Origin of the sequence: Pandoraea pnomenusa (assembly GCF_000767615.3) — a bacterium.
In the GTDB taxonomy this organism is placed as follows: domain Bacteria; phylum Pseudomonadota; class Gammaproteobacteria; order Burkholderiales; family Burkholderiaceae; genus Pandoraea; species Pandoraea pnomenusa.
Genome location: NZ_CP009553.3, coordinates 5,021,400 through 5,037,223 on the forward strand (window position 1 = coordinate 5,021,400; position 15,824 = coordinate 5,037,223).

Annotated in this window: 16 protein-coding genes; 10 read left to right on the plus strand and 6 right to left on the minus strand. The window is 67.4% G+C overall.

The features are described 5' to 3' along the window. Positions 1-32 precede the first annotated feature (32 nt). Together LV28_RS46535 and LV28_RS46540 are read right to left on the minus strand one after the other, a co-directional pair. Positions 33-620, minus strand: coding sequence for an IMPACT family protein (locus LV28_RS46535; RefSeq protein ID WP_038619535.1), 588 nt, complete (start codon positions 618-620; stop codon positions 33-35). A gap of 22 nt (positions 621-642) precedes the next feature. Further along, positions 643-1,512 carry a PhzF family phenazine biosynthesis protein gene (locus LV28_RS46540; RefSeq protein ID WP_023597941.1) on the minus strand — a complete coding sequence of 290 codons (870 nt, stop codon included), beginning with the start codon at positions 1,510-1,512 and terminating at the stop codon, positions 643-645. Positions 1,513-1,851: 339 nt separating this feature from the next. On the opposite strand from LV28_RS46540, the gene LV28_RS46545 reads away from it, so the two are divergent. After that, entirely contained in the window at positions 1,852-2,571 is a 720-nt protein-coding gene (locus tag LV28_RS46545) for a pirin family protein (RefSeq protein WP_023597942.1), read from the plus strand. Between the two features lie 223 nt (positions 2,572-2,794). Here LV28_RS46545 and LV28_RS46550 read toward each other — a convergent pair whose 3' ends face one another. Further along, positions 2,795-4,045, minus strand: a complete 1,251-nt coding sequence (locus tag LV28_RS46550) for a GTP-binding protein (RefSeq protein ID WP_023597943.1) — start codon at positions 4,043-4,045, stop codon at positions 2,795-2,797. A gap of 396 nt (positions 4,046-4,441) precedes the next feature. Here LV28_RS46550 and LV28_RS46555 point away from each other — a divergent pair, with 396 nt between their 5' ends. The 5 genes from LV28_RS46555 (at position 4,442) to alkB (ending at position 8,557) form a co-directional block, all read left to right on the plus strand. Next, the gene (locus LV28_RS46555) at positions 4,442-4,852 is read left to right on the plus strand and encodes a copper resistance CopC family protein (protein ID WP_023597944.1); all 411 of its coding nucleotides are present in this window, start codon (positions 4,442-4,444) and stop codon (positions 4,850-4,852) included. 11 nt (positions 4,853-4,863) lie between these two features. Beyond that, a complete protein-coding gene (locus LV28_RS46560; protein WP_158443217.1) occupies positions 4,864-5,841 on the plus strand; it encodes a CopD family protein in 978 nt (325 codons plus the stop codon). Positions 5,842-5,967: 126 nt separating this feature from the next. Further along, complete coding sequence (gene ada / locus LV28_RS46565) at positions 5,968-7,173, plus strand: bifunctional DNA-binding transcriptional regulator/O6-methylguanine-DNA methyltransferase Ada (RefSeq protein WP_023597946.1); 1,206 nt, start codon at positions 5,968-5,970, stop codon at positions 7,171-7,173. Continuing rightward, complete coding sequence (locus tag LV28_RS46570; protein ID WP_224785219.1) at positions 7,140-7,901, plus strand: 2OG-Fe(II) oxygenase; 762 nt, start codon at positions 7,140-7,142, stop codon at positions 7,899-7,901. The genes ada and LV28_RS46570 overlap by 34 nt, the downstream gene beginning before the upstream one ends. After that, the gene (gene alkB / locus LV28_RS46575; RefSeq protein WP_023597948.1) at positions 7,898-8,557 is read left to right on the plus strand and encodes a DNA oxidative demethylase AlkB; all 660 of its coding nucleotides are present in this window, start codon (positions 7,898-7,900) and stop codon (positions 8,555-8,557) included. Before LV28_RS46570 ends, alkB begins: the two co-directional genes overlap by 4 nt. 45 nt (positions 8,558-8,602) lie before the next feature. On the opposite strand, the gene LV28_RS46580 is transcribed toward alkB, so the two are convergent. Together LV28_RS46580 and LV28_RS46585 are read right to left on the minus strand one after the other, a co-directional pair. Continuing rightward, complete coding sequence (locus LV28_RS46580) at positions 8,603-9,223, minus strand: NAD(P)-dependent oxidoreductase (protein ID WP_023597949.1); 621 nt, start codon at positions 9,221-9,223, stop codon at positions 8,603-8,605. Positions 9,224-9,272: 49 nt separating this feature from the next. Further along, on the minus strand, positions 9,273-9,989 hold the full coding sequence (locus tag LV28_RS46585) for a DsbA family protein (protein WP_038619528.1): 717 nt from the start codon (positions 9,987-9,989) through the stop codon (positions 9,273-9,275). 142 nt (positions 9,990-10,131) lie between these two features. Here LV28_RS46585 and LV28_RS46590 point away from each other — a divergent pair, with 142 nt between their 5' ends. Both LV28_RS46590 and LV28_RS46595 read left to right on the plus strand, forming a co-directional pair. Next, positions 10,132-11,097 (plus strand): LysR family transcriptional regulator, encoded by a 966-nt coding sequence (locus LV28_RS46590; RefSeq protein ID WP_223272071.1) that lies wholly within the window; start codon positions 10,132-10,134, stop codon positions 11,095-11,097. 220 nt (positions 11,098-11,317) lie between these two features. Next, positions 11,318-13,021 carry an acid phosphatase gene (locus LV28_RS46595; protein ID WP_038619525.1) on the plus strand — a complete coding sequence of 568 codons (1,704 nt, stop codon included), beginning with the start codon at positions 11,318-11,320 and terminating at the stop codon, positions 13,019-13,021. Between the two features lie 99 nt (positions 13,022-13,120). Here LV28_RS46595 and LV28_RS46600 read toward each other — a convergent pair whose 3' ends face one another. Then, entirely contained in the window at positions 13,121-13,576 is a 456-nt protein-coding gene (locus LV28_RS46600) for a MarR family winged helix-turn-helix transcriptional regulator (RefSeq protein WP_023872869.1), read from the minus strand. 192 nt (positions 13,577-13,768) lie between these two features. Between LV28_RS46600 and LV28_RS46605 the strand changes: the two genes are divergently transcribed. Further along, positions 13,769-15,490, plus strand: coding sequence for an FAD-dependent monooxygenase (locus tag LV28_RS46605; protein ID WP_025249970.1), 1,722 nt, complete (start codon positions 13,769-13,771; stop codon positions 15,488-15,490). A gap of 29 nt (positions 15,491-15,519) precedes the next feature. Further along, positions 15,520-15,714, plus strand: a complete 195-nt coding sequence (locus tag LV28_RS46610) for a hypothetical protein (RefSeq protein WP_023597954.1) — start codon at positions 15,520-15,522, stop codon at positions 15,712-15,714. The last annotated feature ends 110 nt before the right edge of the window (positions 15,715-15,824 follow it).

A 15,824-nucleotide genomic window follows, 5' to 3' on the forward strand; every position in this document is an offset into this window, starting at 1 on the left:
CCAGACCGACCGGGCGCGCCCGGCCGGTCGCCTCAGGCCGCGCCGCAACGTTCGAGGCCGCCGCTCAATGCCTCTGTCGCGTCGGCCTCGAACGCAGCGACGTCGCGCGCTCGCAGGCACAGTTGCAACGTCACCGCGTCGTCGTAGGCAACATCGAGCACTTGCGCGGCATGACGCTCCGCCAGCCGGCGCAGCATCGCTTCGTGGGCGAACGCACAGCGGTAACGCATCTGCGCCATCGGCTCGACTGCGGTGAGCGTGGCCAGCTTGAGGGCTTCGCTCACCGCCTGACCGTACGCGCGGGTCAGTCCGCCCGCGCCAAGCTTGATGCCGCCGTAATAACGCACCACCACCGCAAAGACATTCGTCAGGCCCTTGTGCATGAGCACGTTGTACATGGGCTTGGCGGCGGTGCCCCCCGGTTCGCCATCGTCGTCGAAGCCCGACGCTCCGTCGCACAGCAACACCCAGCAGTAGTGCGTGGCGTTCGGGTAGCGCACGCGCAGTGCGTCGAGTTCGCGCATGGCCGCCTCGCGCGACGCCGCCGGCATGACAATGCCGATGAACCGGCTCTTCCTGATTTCCAGCTCGGTCTCGACCGGCGCTGCCAATGCGTACATACGGCTGTCGTCTCCCGGCGCCTTACAGGCGCACCTCGCCGCGCGCGAGTTCGATGACGTTGCCGCCGACCCGGATCTGCCGATCCGCCGTGACTTCGAGCGTCAGACGGCACGCGCGCTCCACGGCGTCGCCCTGCGACACGCGGGCACGCACCGGCAGCGGGTATCCCTGCCCGATCAGCCAGCCGCCGAGATTGGCGCAAGCCGAGCCCGTGCCCGGGTCTTCGCTCACGCCGCCGCCCTGGGTGGTGAAGAAGTAGCGCGCCGTCACGTCCAGCTCGCCGCCCCTCTCGCCATCGATGGAAAAAACGTAGCCCGTCTTGCGCCCGAGACTCGAGAGCGGCCAGCGCTCGAGCCGTGCGCTGTCCGGTTGCGCTCGCGCGACAGTCTCGGCATTGCGCAGCGGAATGAGCAACTGATCGGCGCCGGTATCGACCCACTGCGGCGATTGCGCGAGATCGTCCCGGCCGAGCCGCACGAGCGCGGCGATGTCGGCGTCCGCCTCGCTGGCCTTGGAGATCTTCGGCTCGCCAGACGACGGCGCCGTCAACGTCCAGTGATCGCCCGACGCTTCAACCGGAACCCGGCCCGCGGCGAATTGCAGCGTGATCTGATCACCCAGACCACGCATGGCGCGCAGCACATGCGCCGTACCCAGCGTGGGATGTCCGGCAAACCGCATTTCGTAGCCGGGCGTGAAGATCCGCACATGGGCGTCGGCCGTCTCGGAGGGCAGGATGAAGGTCGTCTCGGACAGATTGAACTGACGCGCCAGCGCGCGCATTTCATCGTCGCTCAGACCGCGCGCGTCTTCGAACACGCACAGCGGGTTGCCGCCGAACGTGGTTTCGGCGAACACATTGACGATGCGAAATGCGTAGGTGCGGCTCATGACGAATCTCCGGTGGGGGTAGGTCGTTGGCGGCGCGGCTCCCGAATCCGGTCGGAACTGGCGACCGGCCCGCGGGCCTTGCAAAGGAAGGCCCGTAGTCTCGCACATCGCGCCCCGGCATGCGCACGACAGCTCCCGCTTTCGGACGATTGTCCGCGAGCCACCGGAATCGTCCGATCCCTTCACCAGCCTGGATAGCACTGAACCGCCCAATTGTCTCGTTTCAGATGACAATAATTCACAATTCAGACGGATTGTGGTTATCGCTCAGGACTCTAAAATGACATTCATCGAGGCACACACAGCCTCCCAACGAAACAGACAAGACAGGAGCACATCATGCTGGACATCAGAAAGGCTGCGGACCGGGGCGTTGCAAATCACGGCTGGCTCAACTCGCGCCATACCTTCTCGTTTGCCAACTATTACGATCCGAAGCAAGTCGGCTTTTCCGATCTGCTGGTGATCAACGACGACCGCGTGGCACCGGCGCAGGGCTTCGGCAAGCACCCGCACCGCGACATGGAGATCTTCTCGTACGTGCTCGAAGGCGCGCTCGAGCACAAGGACACCATGGGCACGGGGTCGGTGATCGAGCCGGGCGACGTGCAGTTGATGAGCGCGGGGCGTGGCGTGGCGCACAGCGAGTTCAACCATTCGCCCACCTCGCCGGTGCACTTCCTGCAAATCTGGATCGTGCCGAACCAGGCGGGCATCGCTCCGGAATATCAGCAACAACGGTTCACGCCGGAAGAAAAGCGCGGTCGCCTGCGGCTGATCATTTCGCCGGACGGCCAGGACGCCTCGCTGCGCATCCATCAGGACGCACGTGTGTACGCCGGGCTGTTCGACGGTGACGAGTCGGCCACGCTCACGCTGGCGCCGAACCGTTATGCCTACGTGCACGTGGCGCGCGGCAGCGTGACACTCAACGGTGTGGCGCTGGGGGAAGGCGACGGGGTGCGGGTGCGCGACGAAACGGCGCTCACCCTCTCGAAGGGCAGCGACGCCGAGGTCCTCGTGTTCGATCTGCGCCCGGTGGAAACGCCCGACTTCTGACGTCAGGCAGGTTGACCCGGCATACGCTTGCCTCCCTGCGTATGCCGGTCATGGGCGCCGCCTTCCCTCGGCGCCCGCGCGGCCGGTACCTCAAGGTGCCGGCCGCGTTTTCCCCAACGCCTCCGCGCGACACCGCCGCCAACGCAGGCGACGGCGCCCGCTCAGGCGCGTTGCCAATTGCGTGGCAGCCCGAACCGCGCCCGCACGTCCTGGCGCTCCGCACTCATGCGTCTTCGCTTTCCATCGCCAGCGGCAACGCGTGAGCGTGATCGCGCCAGGCGCGCTCGCCCTGCGAAAGCTCGACCGCGCTCAGACGGCAGGCATCGAACGCAGCCTCGATAGCGCGGCGGTCCATGTCGCGACCGATGAACACGACTTCGTTGATGCGATCGCCCCACGGGGCTTCCCAGCCCGCCTCGATCGCCGCGCGCTGCGGATCGTCCAGCGGCGGCCACTGGTCCGGATCGACTGCCGCCCACCATTGCCCCACCGGCTCGAGCGTGGCCGTATTGCCTGCCCGCGAGTAGGCCAGCGCCCACGCGGGTCGGCTCGCGGACCAGACATAGCCCTTTGCACGCATCAGGCCATCGAAAGGCATCGACATGAACGCGGCAAAGCGCCCCGGATGCAGCGGCTCGCGCCGGCGCACGACGAAACTCGTCACGCCGTAAGTGTCGGCCTCCGACGCGTGCCCGCCCGCCAGTGCCTGTGCCCAGCCGGCCATCTGGCCGGCGCGCGCCGGGTCGAAGCGCCCGGTGCCGAGCACGTCGGCCAGCGGTACCCGGCCGCGCTCGCCGAGCACGATGCGCGCCGAAGGGTTGAGTCCCGCGATCAGCGCCTTGACGGCATCGAGCCGTGCCGCATCCACGCAGTCGACCTTGCTCACGATCACCACGTCGGCGAATTCGATCTGCTCGGTGAGCAACTCCGCGAGACGGCGCTCGTCTTCGTCGCCGGCGACTTCGCCGCGTTGTGCGAGTGTGTCGAAGCCGTGGAAATCCTCCAGCACGTGCAACGCGTCGACGACCGTCACCATGGTGTCCAGGCGCGCGATGTCGGCGAGCGACTGTCCCTCGTCATCGCGAAACTCGAACGTCGCCGCCACCGGCATCGGCTCGGCAATGCCGGTCGACTCGATCAGCAGATAGTCGAAACGTCCCTCCTGAGCGAGTTCGCGCACGGCGATCAGCAGGTCTTCGCGCAGCGTGCAGCAAATGCAGCCGTTGCTCATTTCGACCAGACGCTCCTGTGTGCGCGATAGTGCCGCCCCCGCGTTGGCGGCGTCGCGCGCCACGAACGACGCGTCGATGTTCACCTCGCTCATGTCATTGACGACTACGGCCACACGCAACCCATCGCGGTTGCGCAGCACATGGTTGAGCAGCGTGGTCTTGCCCGCGCCCAGAAACCCGGAAAGGACGGTGACGGGCAGGCGACGATCGACGTCGCCGGATTTCGCGAGGGGGGGAGTCATGGCAACGATGTCCTGTAATCGGCGGGCGGCGGGCGGCGCGTGGACGGTCGACCGTCCGCACCCCACTAATGCAACTTGGTTGCAATAAGATGCGATGATACGGGGGCGGCCACACATTTGCAACTGAGTTGCAAAAATATCATGCCTGTCCTGCCTTGCCGGCTGCGCCAGTCTTCAAGGTCTGCGATACTGCGCAAGCAGCGCAGACTGCGTTATCCGTCATGGATTCGCGTGTCCGCATACGCATCGCGAGACGCCTTGCGACGCGTCATGCCCCGGCCATTCACTCGCTGGCGCGGGCCGTCTGCCGACGTCGGCCTTTTTCAGTGCCGATCTTCGTCGATGCAGCGTTGGCCCAAGCTTCAGGAGCCCCTTTTTCATTCTGATTGCCCCCCTATGCGTAATTCAAAGATCCGCGCCAACGCCTCTTGCCACGCCCATGGACTGCGCCGCGCCGCGCAAGGTATCGCCCTGGCGACCGCCATTGCGTTCGCCGGCCTCTCGCAAGGCGCATGGGCCCATGCCCACGTGGTCTCGAGCGCGCCCGCCGCACAGGCGAGCGTCGAAGCCCCGACGTCGGTGCGCGTGACGTTCGACTCGGCACTCGAGGGCGCCCTGTCGAAACTCAGCGTCGTCGACGCCAAGGGCCAACCCGTCACAACGGCCAAGCCGACACTCGACGCCGCGCGCAAGACGCTCACCCTCGCGCTACCCGCGCTCGCCGCCGGCGACTACCAGGCGAACTGGGTCGCCGTGGCGAGCGACGGCCATCGCACGCAAGGCAATTTCCGCTTCGCCGTCAAGTGATGACGGCGGAAATGGCCGCCGGCACGTGGCAGCCCGCCACCGCCGGATTGCTCGATCTGGCCCTCGCGCTGGCGGCCGGCGTACTGTTGTTGCGCAGCCCTCACGCCGTGAAGCGCGGACTTACCTTGCGCGTGCTGCCCGCCTTCGCGGCCGGGCTCGCGTTGCTGGCCTGGGTCGCGTATGTCGTGGCCAGCACAGAGGCCATGACCGGTGGCGAATGGGAAAGCGCGTCGGCCATGCTCGGCGACGTGTCGCTGGTGTTGACGCAAACGCATTACGGCCGAATGCAGTGGGTGGCCGGTCTGGGCGCCGCCCTGCTGTGCGGGGGCGCCTGGGCCTGGTACGACGCACGGCGCCGATTGCGGCAGGTATTGCCCATCGCCGATGATCCGCGCGACCGACACCATCGTCGCGAGCATCGCCAGGAACGTCATGCGCGTGCGATCTACGCCGTCGGCGCCGTGGTGCTCGCGCTCGCGCGCGCCGGCACCGGACATGCGGCGGATGCATCGATGCCGTCGCTCGCTGTCGGCATTCACACCTTGCACGTCGCGGCAGCCGCTGCGTGGACCGGCGTGCTGCTCGTGGCGGGATGTGCCATCCCCGGCTGGCGCCACTGGCCTGTCGGTGCCCGCGCGGCGTATGGCGAACGCCTGTCGTCGGTGGCGACGTTGGCGATGTTCGTCGCACTCGTGACAGGGGCCTTCAATGCGTGGCGCACGCTCGGCGAAACGCCGTCGCTGTGGTTCGCCGATCAGAACGCGCCGTATCTCGCGTGGCTGGTGACGAAACTGGTGCTCGTGGGCTGCGCCGCCTTGCTGGGTGCGTGGAACCGCTGGCACTTCCTGCCTCGCCTCGTCCTCGACACCGGCGAGACGCCGCTCGACACCACGGCATTCGCGCGGGTGGTTGGCATCGAGGCGCTCGTGCTGGTGATGGTGATGAGCCTGGCCGCCAAGCTCGGCACGACCATGCCGCCCGGCGTGTGACGCGACGACCCGTCGAAAGCGGCAAATTCGATAGCGGGTGGAATTCGATAGCAAGAAACGGAGCGCCGCCACGAGACCCGTTCCCTACACTGAAGACACAGCCTCAGTCCATGGGAGACTATCGTGATGCGTACCCAGTCCATGACCACCCAACGCGCGCCGCGTTCAAGCGACACCGCCACCGATAGCGCGAACCGAACGTCCGGCGCGCGCTATGCGACCGACGACGCCAAATGGGCCGCCGTTGTCGCACGCGACAAGCAGGCGGACGGTGAATTCTTCTACTCTGTGCGCACGACCGGCGTGTTTTGCCGCCCGTCGTGCGGCGCCCGCCTCGCTCGGCGCGAGAATGTCGCCTTTCATGCAGACATTGCCGCTGCCGAACGTGCGGGCTTTCGACCGTGCAAGCGATGCAAACCGGATCAGGGCGGCCTCGATGCGCGACACGCAGCCCTGATCACCGCCGCGTGTCGACGCATCGAGACGGCCGAAGTCCCGCCCCGTCTGGACGTGCTCGCGGCCGAAGCCGGCCTTAGCCCGCATTATTTTCACCGGCTGTTTCGGGCGGTGACGGGTGTGACGCCTCGCGCGTACGCGAACGGCCGGCGCGCCGAACGCGTACGCGACGCGCTGCCCGCCTCGGGCAGCGTCACATCCGCTTTCTATGACGCGGGGTTCAACTCCAACGGCCGCTTCTATGCAAGCGCCGACGCCCTGCTCGGCATGAAACCCGCCACGTTCCGCGCAGGCGGGCAGGCCGAGTCGATCCGCTTCGCGGTGGCCCAGTGCTCACTGGGGGCATTGCTCGTTGCCGCCACCTCGCGCGGCCTGTGCGCCATTTCGCTCGGCGACGACCCCGACACGCTCTTGCACGATCTCCAGGATCGTTTCCCCAAGGCGGAACTGGTCGGCGCGGATGCGGAATTCGAACGCTGGATCGCGCAGGTCGTGGGATTCGTGGAGTCGCCGCGCCTCGGCCTGTCACTGCCGCTCGACGTGCGCGGCACGGCGTTCCAGCAGCGCGTCTGGCAGGCGTTGCGCGAAGTACCGGCGGGCGAGACCGCCAGCTACGCGCAGATCGCCGAGCGCATCGGCGCCCCGCGCGCCGTGCGGGCAGTGGCACAGGCATGCGCTTCCAACCGGCTCGCGGTGGCGATCCCCTGCCATCGCATCGTGCGCAACGACGGCGCGCTCTCGGGCTATCGCTGGGGTGTCGAGCGCAAGCGCGCGTTGCTCGCGAACGAACGTGCCGAAGGTGAGACGGGCGACGGGGAAATCGCACCCGACGCGCATGCTTCGTGCGTACCGGTTATCAACGGGGGAAAGCGGTGAGCGATCGCGTCAAATCACTCGACTGGGCCGCGCTGGAAGACGAACTCAACGCCCACGGTGCCGCGCGCATCGCGCAATTGCTCGACGCGCAGGCGTGTGCCACGCTGCGCGACATGTACGGCCCGACGCACGGGCGCATGAGCGTGACGCCCACTTCGCCACGCTTTCGCAGCCGCGTCGTGATGGCGCGTCACGGCTTCGGCCAGGGGGAGTACCAATACTTCGCCTATCCGTTGCCGCCGCTCGTTGCCGAATTGCGCGAGGCGTTCTACGCGCCCTTGCGCGACATCGCGCATCGCTGGCATGCCGCGATGGGCATCGACACACGCTTTGCGCCGACGCATCGCGCCTACCTCGCCCAATGTCATGCGGCCGGTCAGCGCCGACCCACGCCACTGCTGCTGCAATACGAAGCCGGCGACTACAATTGCCTGCATCAGGATCTTTATGGAGATCATGTCTTCCCGTTGCAGGTGGCCATCCTGCTCTCGCAGCCGGGCGAGGATTTCACCGGCGGCGAGTTCGTGCTCACGGAACAGCGCCCGCGCATGCAATCGCGTGCCGAAGTCGTGCCGCTCATGCGTGGCGACGCGGTCGTCTTCCCCGTACATCATCGCCCGGTGAACGGCACGCGCGGCGTGTATCGGGTGAACATGCGGCACGGCGTGAGCCGGGTGCGCAGCGGCCATCGGCACACGCTGGGCGTGATCCTGCACGACGCCACATGACACTCGACCTCTTCGCCACAGCCCACGACGACACCGACACCGGGCAGGCACCGGCGGACGTCCTCGGCCCCGGCGCCTTCCTGCTGCGCGGCTTCGCGCGCTCGCGCCTTTCGGTGTTGCAAGGGGATATCGACGCGGTCGTCGCACTGGCGCCGCTGAGGCATTGGCTCACGCCCGGCGGAAAACGCATGTCGGTCGCCATGACCAATTGCGGCGACGTCGGCTGGATCAGCGATCGCGCCGGCTATCGGTACGGCTCACACGATCCGCTCTCGAAGCAACGGTGGCCGTCGATGCCGGCGTCGTTCACCGCACTCGCGCGCGAGGCGGCCGAAGCGGCCGGCTATCGCGGCTTCGCGCCGGACGCCTGCCTCATCAATCGCTACTCGCCCGACGCCCGGCTCACACTGCATCAGGATCGCGACGAGCGCGACCTGGACGCGCCCATCGTATCCGTCTCGCTCGGCTTGCCGGCGACCTTCCTGTGGGGCGGCCTGCATCGCAGCGACCGAACCCGGCGCGTGCGCCTCGAACCTGGCGACGTCGTGGTGTGGGGCGGCCCGTCGCGGCTGGTCTATCACGGCATTGCAGGCGTCGAAGGCAGCTTCGACGCACAGGCCGTACGCTACAACCTCACGTTCCGGCGGGCGCGCTGATCGTCTGGCGAAGCGCGCGCCGCCGTCGTGCAAGGGCTCGGTCGCTCAGTAACCGACCGTGAAACGCGCGCGCGGATGGGCGTTCTTCTCGAGTTCATCGACCAGCGCGATGGCGTAGTCCTCCATCGAGATCCAGCTCTTGCCGTTACCGTCGACGAGCAGGGTGTCGTCGCCAAGACGGAACTTGCCGGTGCGCTCACCCGGCTCGAACAATGCCGACGGCGACAGGAACGTCCAGTTCAGCGCCGAACCCTTCGGCTCGGCGCGCAGCACTTCGAGGAAGTCCCGTCCGGCGGCGGCTTCCGGCTTGTAGGCCTGCGGGAAGTCCGGCGTATCGATGAGTGCCTTGCCCGGCGCGATTTCGAGGCTTCCTGCGCCGCCTACCACCAGCAGACGCGGCACGTGGGCGCGCTTGACGGCATCGACGAGTTTCGCGGCATCCATCGAGACGAAGCGGCCCGCGCTGATCACGGCATCGTGACCGGCGAGCAACGGCGCGAGCGACGCCGGATCGGACGCATCGCCCTTGACCACGCTCAGACCCGACTGCGCTTCGACGCGCTCGGGATTTCGGGCGATGCCGGTGACCGTGTGGCCACGTTGGCGCAGTTCCTCGGCAACGCGCGTGCCCACGCGACCGGTAATACCAATCAATGCGACTTTCATCAGACGACTCCTGCAGTTGAGGGGGAATTCGGAGAGAGGCGACGCACGTTCAGATCGCGCAGCCGTCGGGGCCGCACTGCGGCAACGCGGCGGCGTCGCCCGCGGCGGCGGACGTGGCCTGCGCGGCCATCAGACGCTCGCGCAACGCGTCGCGCCATGCGTCGGGCTGGCCGAGATAGCGCCCCGGTTCGAGACGCTCCAGGCGGCCGTCGATTTCCAGCGCAAAGGTCGGAAAACCGCTGCCGCCCACGCGCGCGAGCCACGCACGGCTTTCGCGAAAATGCGCCATGAGCGCGTTTGCATCGACGGCGTCGAGCGCCTTCGCGAACGCAGCGCGGTCCAGCCCGAGATCGGCGGCGATGTCGACGAGCACGTCGCGCTCGGCGATGCGCTTGCCGTCGACGTAGTGCGCGCGCTGCATGGCGGCGAACATGTCCAGTCCGCGCCCGGCCAGCGCCTCGGCAGCCAGCGCGGCGGCCGTCGGCGGTGCGGAGTCGAAGACCGCGGTGCCGTCGCGCAGCAATCCGTCGAAGTAGGCGTCGCCGAACGGCTGACCGGTCAGCTCCGCGATACGGTGGTCGTGCGGCATGACGTAGCTGCGCAGTTGCGGCGTGACCGGCTGCGCGTTCGGGCCGGCCATCATGCCACCGCCATGCAGCGCCACGTCAAGGCCGGCCACGTCACGCGCCGCGCGCACGAGGGGCGCCGCCGCGTAGCACCAGCCGCAAAGCGGATCGGCGATGTAATGCAAGGTCGCGTAGGTCATCTCGATTGTCCTGTGTCGTGTCGCGCCGTCATGGCCGTCGTAGCCGTCGTAGGGCGCTTGTGATGCATGCCATCGTAGTCGCGCCAGTCGCGCAAAAAAAGCCCATAATGACGATCTCTTTGTTGCATCGATCGAGCAAATCATGGACCGTCTTACGGCGATGCGCGTCTTCACGGAGGTGGCCGAACGCGGCTCTCTCACCGCGGCGGCACAGCGGCTGGACATGTCGAGAGCGATGGTTTCGCGCTATCTGGCGGAGTTGGAGGCATGGCTGGGTACCCGGCTGCTGCACCGAACGACCCGCGCAGTGAGCCTGACCGACGCCGGCAACGACGCGCTGCCGCGCTGCCGGGAAATGCTCGGGATCGCGGACGATCTCGCCTGCGCCTCGCAGGCCGACAGCACGCCGCGCGGTCTGCTGCGTGTGGCTTGCAGCACCTCGCTCGCGCAGGCGTTCCTGGCGGCCGCTGTCACTCGGTTCATCGTGCGACACCCCGGCGTGGCGATCGATCTCGTGGTGGCCGATCGGACCATCGACCTGGTGGACGAACGCATCGACCTGGCCATTCGGGTCACGAGCGAGCCGTCGCCCGGTCTCATCGCAAGACGGCTGGCGACCTGCCATTCCGTGGTCTGCGCCGCGCCCGCCTACCTTCAGCGTCACGGCACGCCCGAACGAGCGGAAGACCTCGCGCTTCACAACTGCCTGACCTACACGTATTTCGGCAAGAGCCTCTGGCAGTTCACGCACAACGGTGCGCCGCTGGGTGTGCCCGTGGGAGGCAATCTGTCGGCCAACGAGGTCAGCGCGGTCTTCGCCGCCACGCTCGCCGGCGCGGGCATTTCCCTCCAGCCCGTTTATTCGGCGCTGCCGTATCTGCGCGACGGCACCCTGCGCGCCCTGCTGCCCGACTACGTGCCGCGCGAGATGACGATCTACGGCGTATACATCTCGCGCAAGCAAATGCCCAGCGCCCTGCGCGCGCTGCTCGACGATCTGGTCGAACAGTTCCGCACCGGTCTGTTCGAGGACACCGGCTATCCCGGGCGCCTTCCCTCGCGTTCCAAACCGCTGGCACCGCCCGCCCCTGCAGCACCTCCGGCCTGACACCCGGCGTCGCACCCCGGTCGCGGCCGGCACGCGTGCGGTGACATCCCGGCGATGTCACCCATTTGTCACAGTCCCCGCGTAAAAACGTCGTCTGCCTCACCCGCCCGGGCCGGCCGACGGCACAAGGTCTCTCGTACGTCCGTCCTTGCCGACCGGTCGCGCCCGCGCGCACGCGCCGCATTGCGCGACACGCCAAACCAGGACACCCAAGGACACCATGACGCAAGACACCACGCCCCACGATTCCGCCGCCGGTCCGAACGACGACAACCCGTCGGACCCGTCGCGCCGCCGCCTGCTCCAGGGTCTCGCCGCCATCGGCGCGGCCGGTGCGGCGGGCGCCACCACCGCGCTGACCGGATGCGCCACCGACGCCGGTGCCGGCGCCCCGACGGCCGTCGCACCGGGCGGCACGTTTGACGCGCAGCTCAAGGCAAACATCAAGACGGTGGTCGTGATCTACCTGGAGAATCGCAGCTTCAACAATCTCTTCGGTGACTTCCCCGGCGTGGAGAAGCCGCTGTCGAAAGTGCCCGCGTCTGCGTACACGCAGCTCGATCGCGACGGCAAGACGCCGATGTCACTGCTGCCGCCGGTCTTCGACGGTCTGGTGCCGCGCCCGCAAATGCTCGGCGGCAAGAAGTATCACATCGGCGAGAAGGACATTCCCCGCCAGCCGAACGCGCCGTACATGCTCAAGGACGCCGAGGGCAAGCTGCTGCCGGAGTCGGTCATCACGCGCGATCTGTGGCACCTGTTCTGGCAGAACCAGATGCAGATCAACGGCGGCGCGAACAATCAGTTCGCTGCATGGGCCGACTCGGGCGGCCTGGTCATGGGTTACTACGGCGAGACGGCAAAGACGCTTGACCTGTACAAGATCGCGCAGCAGTACACGATGTGCGACAACTTCTTCATGGCCGCCTTCGGCGGGTCGTTCCTCAATCACCAGTTCCTGGTCTCGGCACGTCCGCCCGTCTATCCGAATGCCGCGAGCAGTCCGGCCAGGGACAAGATCGCCGTGCTCGCCGACGGCCCCCAGGGCGTGCGTCTGGCCGTGTCCGCGGAGTCGCCCGCCTCGGCCGCCGACGGCAAGCCGAAGTTCGTGCGCGACGGTGCGATCACGCCCGACGGGTTTGCCGTGAACACGATGATGCCCGCGTATCAGCCGTCTCCGGTCAAGCCCGCCGCCTCGGGCGACAAGCGCTTTGCCGATCCGTCGAATCCTGCCACGCTGCCGCCGCAGAACTTCGCCACCATCGGCGATCTGCTCTCGTCGAAGGGGGTGTCATGGGCCTGGTACGCCGGCGCCTGGCAGTCGGCGCTCGATCACAAGGGGGGAGCGGACAGGCCGAACTTCCAGTATCACCACCAGCCGTTCAACTACTTCGCACAGTTCGCGCCGGGCACGGCCGCCCGTACGGAACACCTGCGTGACGGCGGCGAAGGCGACAGCCCGATCTCGAACAGATTCCTTGCCGATGTGGTCGCGGGCAAGCTGCCGGCCGTGACGTTCTACAAACCGCAGGGCAACCTGAACCAGCATGCCGGCTACTCGGATGTGGCGTCGGGCGATCAGCACGTGGGCAATGTGCTCGCGCACCTGATGAAGTCGCCGCAATGGCAGAACATGATGGTCGTGATCACGTACGACGAGAACGGCGGCTGGTGGGACCACGTTGCGCCGCCGAAGGGCGACCGATGGGGCCCGGGCTCGCGCATCCCCGCCATCGTGGTCTCGCCGTTCGCCAGGCGCGGCAACGTCGATCACACGTTCTACGACACCACGTCGATCCTGCGCTTCGTCACGCGCCTGCACGATCTGCCCACGCTCGAAGGCATCGCGCATCGCAATGCGGCGTTCGCCGCTCGCGGCGCCATGCCGCCGGGCGACCTGACGAAGACGTTGTCGTTCGCCTGATCGTCGGGCGAAGCGCATGCGCAGCGCGCGCCGGCACACGTCGCCGGCAATGAAGAAGGGCGCCCGAGGGCGCCCTTTGTGCATCGTCGCTGTGGCGGCTTACGCCTGATCGTCGAGTTCGTCGGAGCGCACAAGCAATTTGTCGAGCAGCGTTTCGTAGGCGAGCATCTCCTCGTCCGTGAGCGCTTCGAACAAGCGCTCGTAGTGCGTGCGCGCCGCATCGATCACCACGCGCCAGACGCGCTCGCCGTCCGGCGTGAGCGTGACCTTGACCGCGCGACCGTCGTGCTCGTCAGGCGAGCGCCGGACCAGTCCGCGCGAAACCAATCCGTCCGCACCGCGACTGGCCTGGCTCTTGTCCAGATTCGCGCGGCGCGCCAGCTCGGAATTCGACAACGCGCCCGCCGTGCCCACTGCCGCGAGCACCCGCGACTCGGCCAGGCTGAGCTGCGCGGCCTCCGCGTACGACTGTGCAATGCGCTTGTCGTGCTGCTTCATCAGACGGTGCATCTTGTACGTCAGGAACTGGTCGAGCGTTTTGTGGACTGGCCGCATTTCAGTGTTTTCCCCTAGTCGAAAGGGGTCGATATTTGGTTGCGAACGCAACCTTAGCACACTAGAATGGTTGTGTTAGCAACTAAATGCTCGATGACGATCCACGTCATTTGCGCAAGGTGCGGCTGCTGTCTCCCCGCTGACACGAGACGCCACGCCCCGCGCGCCGAGCGGCTTTTCAGGTGCCGCACCATGCATCGACCAGAGACCACCCCGCGCGCGTCGCTTTATCACACGTATCGCGTCTATCCCCACTATGCTCCGGCGTCCCTCGCGACGGGCAACGCCACAGCGGCCGACACCGACGGGAACGGTACCGTCCCCGTCACGATCGTCGGCGGCGGCCCGATCGGCATGGTCACGGCACTCGCGCTTGCACGTCACGGCGTGCGCTGCGTGGTGTTGCAGGCCGAGCAGCAAGTCTCGGAAGGCAGCCGCGCCATCGTCTTCACGCGCCGCTCGCAGGAGATTCTGCAGGCGGTGGGCGTGGCCGACGCCGTGGTGGCCAAGGGACTGCCGTGGACCAGCGGCAATTCGTACTATCGCGGCCAGCGCGTGTTCCGCATGGAATCGCCAGTCGACGAGGACGACCGTTTCGCACCGCTCATCAACCTCCAACAGAACGTGCTCGAGAGCTACCTGGTCGACGCCATCGAGCGCGAACCGCTCGTCGAGATGCGCTGGGGCAACAAGCTCGTCGGACTCACGCAGGACGCGAACGGCGTCGCGCTGCGGATCGACACGCCCGAGGGCGAATATACGCAGCGCACCGGCTGGCTGGTGGCTGCCGACGGTGCGCGCTCGACCGTGCGCACGGCACTGGGCCTGCGCTTCGAAGGGGCGAGCTACGAAGGCCGTTTCGTCATTGCCGACATTCGCATCGACCTCGATCTGCCGACCGAGCGCCTGGCCTACTTCGCGCCGGACTGGAACCCGGGCAATACGGTGCTCATGCATCGCGAGCCCGACGGCATCTGGCGCGTGGACTACCAGTTGCCGGCGTCCGAGACGTCGGAGCACGCGCTCGAGCCCGAGACCATCCGCGAGCGCATCAACGCACAACTCGACATGATGGGACTGGGCGGCACGCCCTGGGAGCTCGACTGGTGCTCGGTGTATTCGGCTCGCGCGCTCACGCTGCCCGACTACGTGCATGGCCGCGTGCTGTTTGCGGGCGATGCGGCGCACCTGCTGCCGATCTTCGGCGTACGCGGCGCCAACACCGGGTTTCAGGACGCCATCGATCTGTCGTGGAAGCTCGCCGCCGTGGCGCGAGGCGCCGCCCCGGCCGAACTCCTGGCGTCGTACACGCACGATCGCGTGGGCGCCGCGCGCGAGATCATCTCGGAAGCGGGCAAGAGCACGCGCTTCATGACGCCGCCGTCGCATGGCTTTCGTCTGCTGCGCGACGCCGTGCTCGATCTCTCGCTGGCGCACGAATTCGTCCGCCCCCTGTTTCACTGGCGCACGTCGCGCGCGCATGACTACCGCGACTCGCCGCTCAACAGTCCCGACGACGACAACGCCACGATGCCTGGCGGCCCAGGCGTGGGTGCCCCGGCGCCGAATCTGCGGCTCGGCGAAAACGACTACCTGTATGACCACCTTGGCGCCGCCTTCCATCTGCTGACGTTCGGCGACGCGCCGCTCGACGACGTGCTGCGCCATGAAGTCGCCACCTGGCGCGAACGCGGCGTACCGATCACGGTCATCGCACTTTCCGGCTCGCTCCACGCCGTGGCCGGCGCCGACCTCACGTTGCGCGATGCGAACGGGCACGCCGCCGCCAAATATGGCGCGGCCGACGGCACGGCATACCTCGTGCGTCCCGATCACCACATTTGTGCCCGCTGGCTGCGCCTGGACGCCGCGCGCCTCGCCACCGCCCTCGCTCAGGCGACGGCACGCGCGTGAGCCGCCACGATACTCAAGGAAGCTTGATCATGACCACCCCACACACCGACATCGCGGGTCTCGAAGCGATCTACGACGCGCTTGCCCTGGCCATCGACGACGCGCCCGACGACGGGCGCGAGCGCTTGCTCGCCAAGGTCGCCCTGCTGCTGGCCAACGAGATCCAGGACGCGCCTCGCGTGCTGCATCTCATCGAGCAGGCCGCGCGCAGCACACAGCACTGAGCGACTCGCCCCCGCCCATACCCGCATCGTTCCCTTCGGCGCCCGCCCTCGACGGCGGGCCCGTTTTCATAACACCGCCATCTCACAACCAAGGCGGGGAGCGTTGGAGA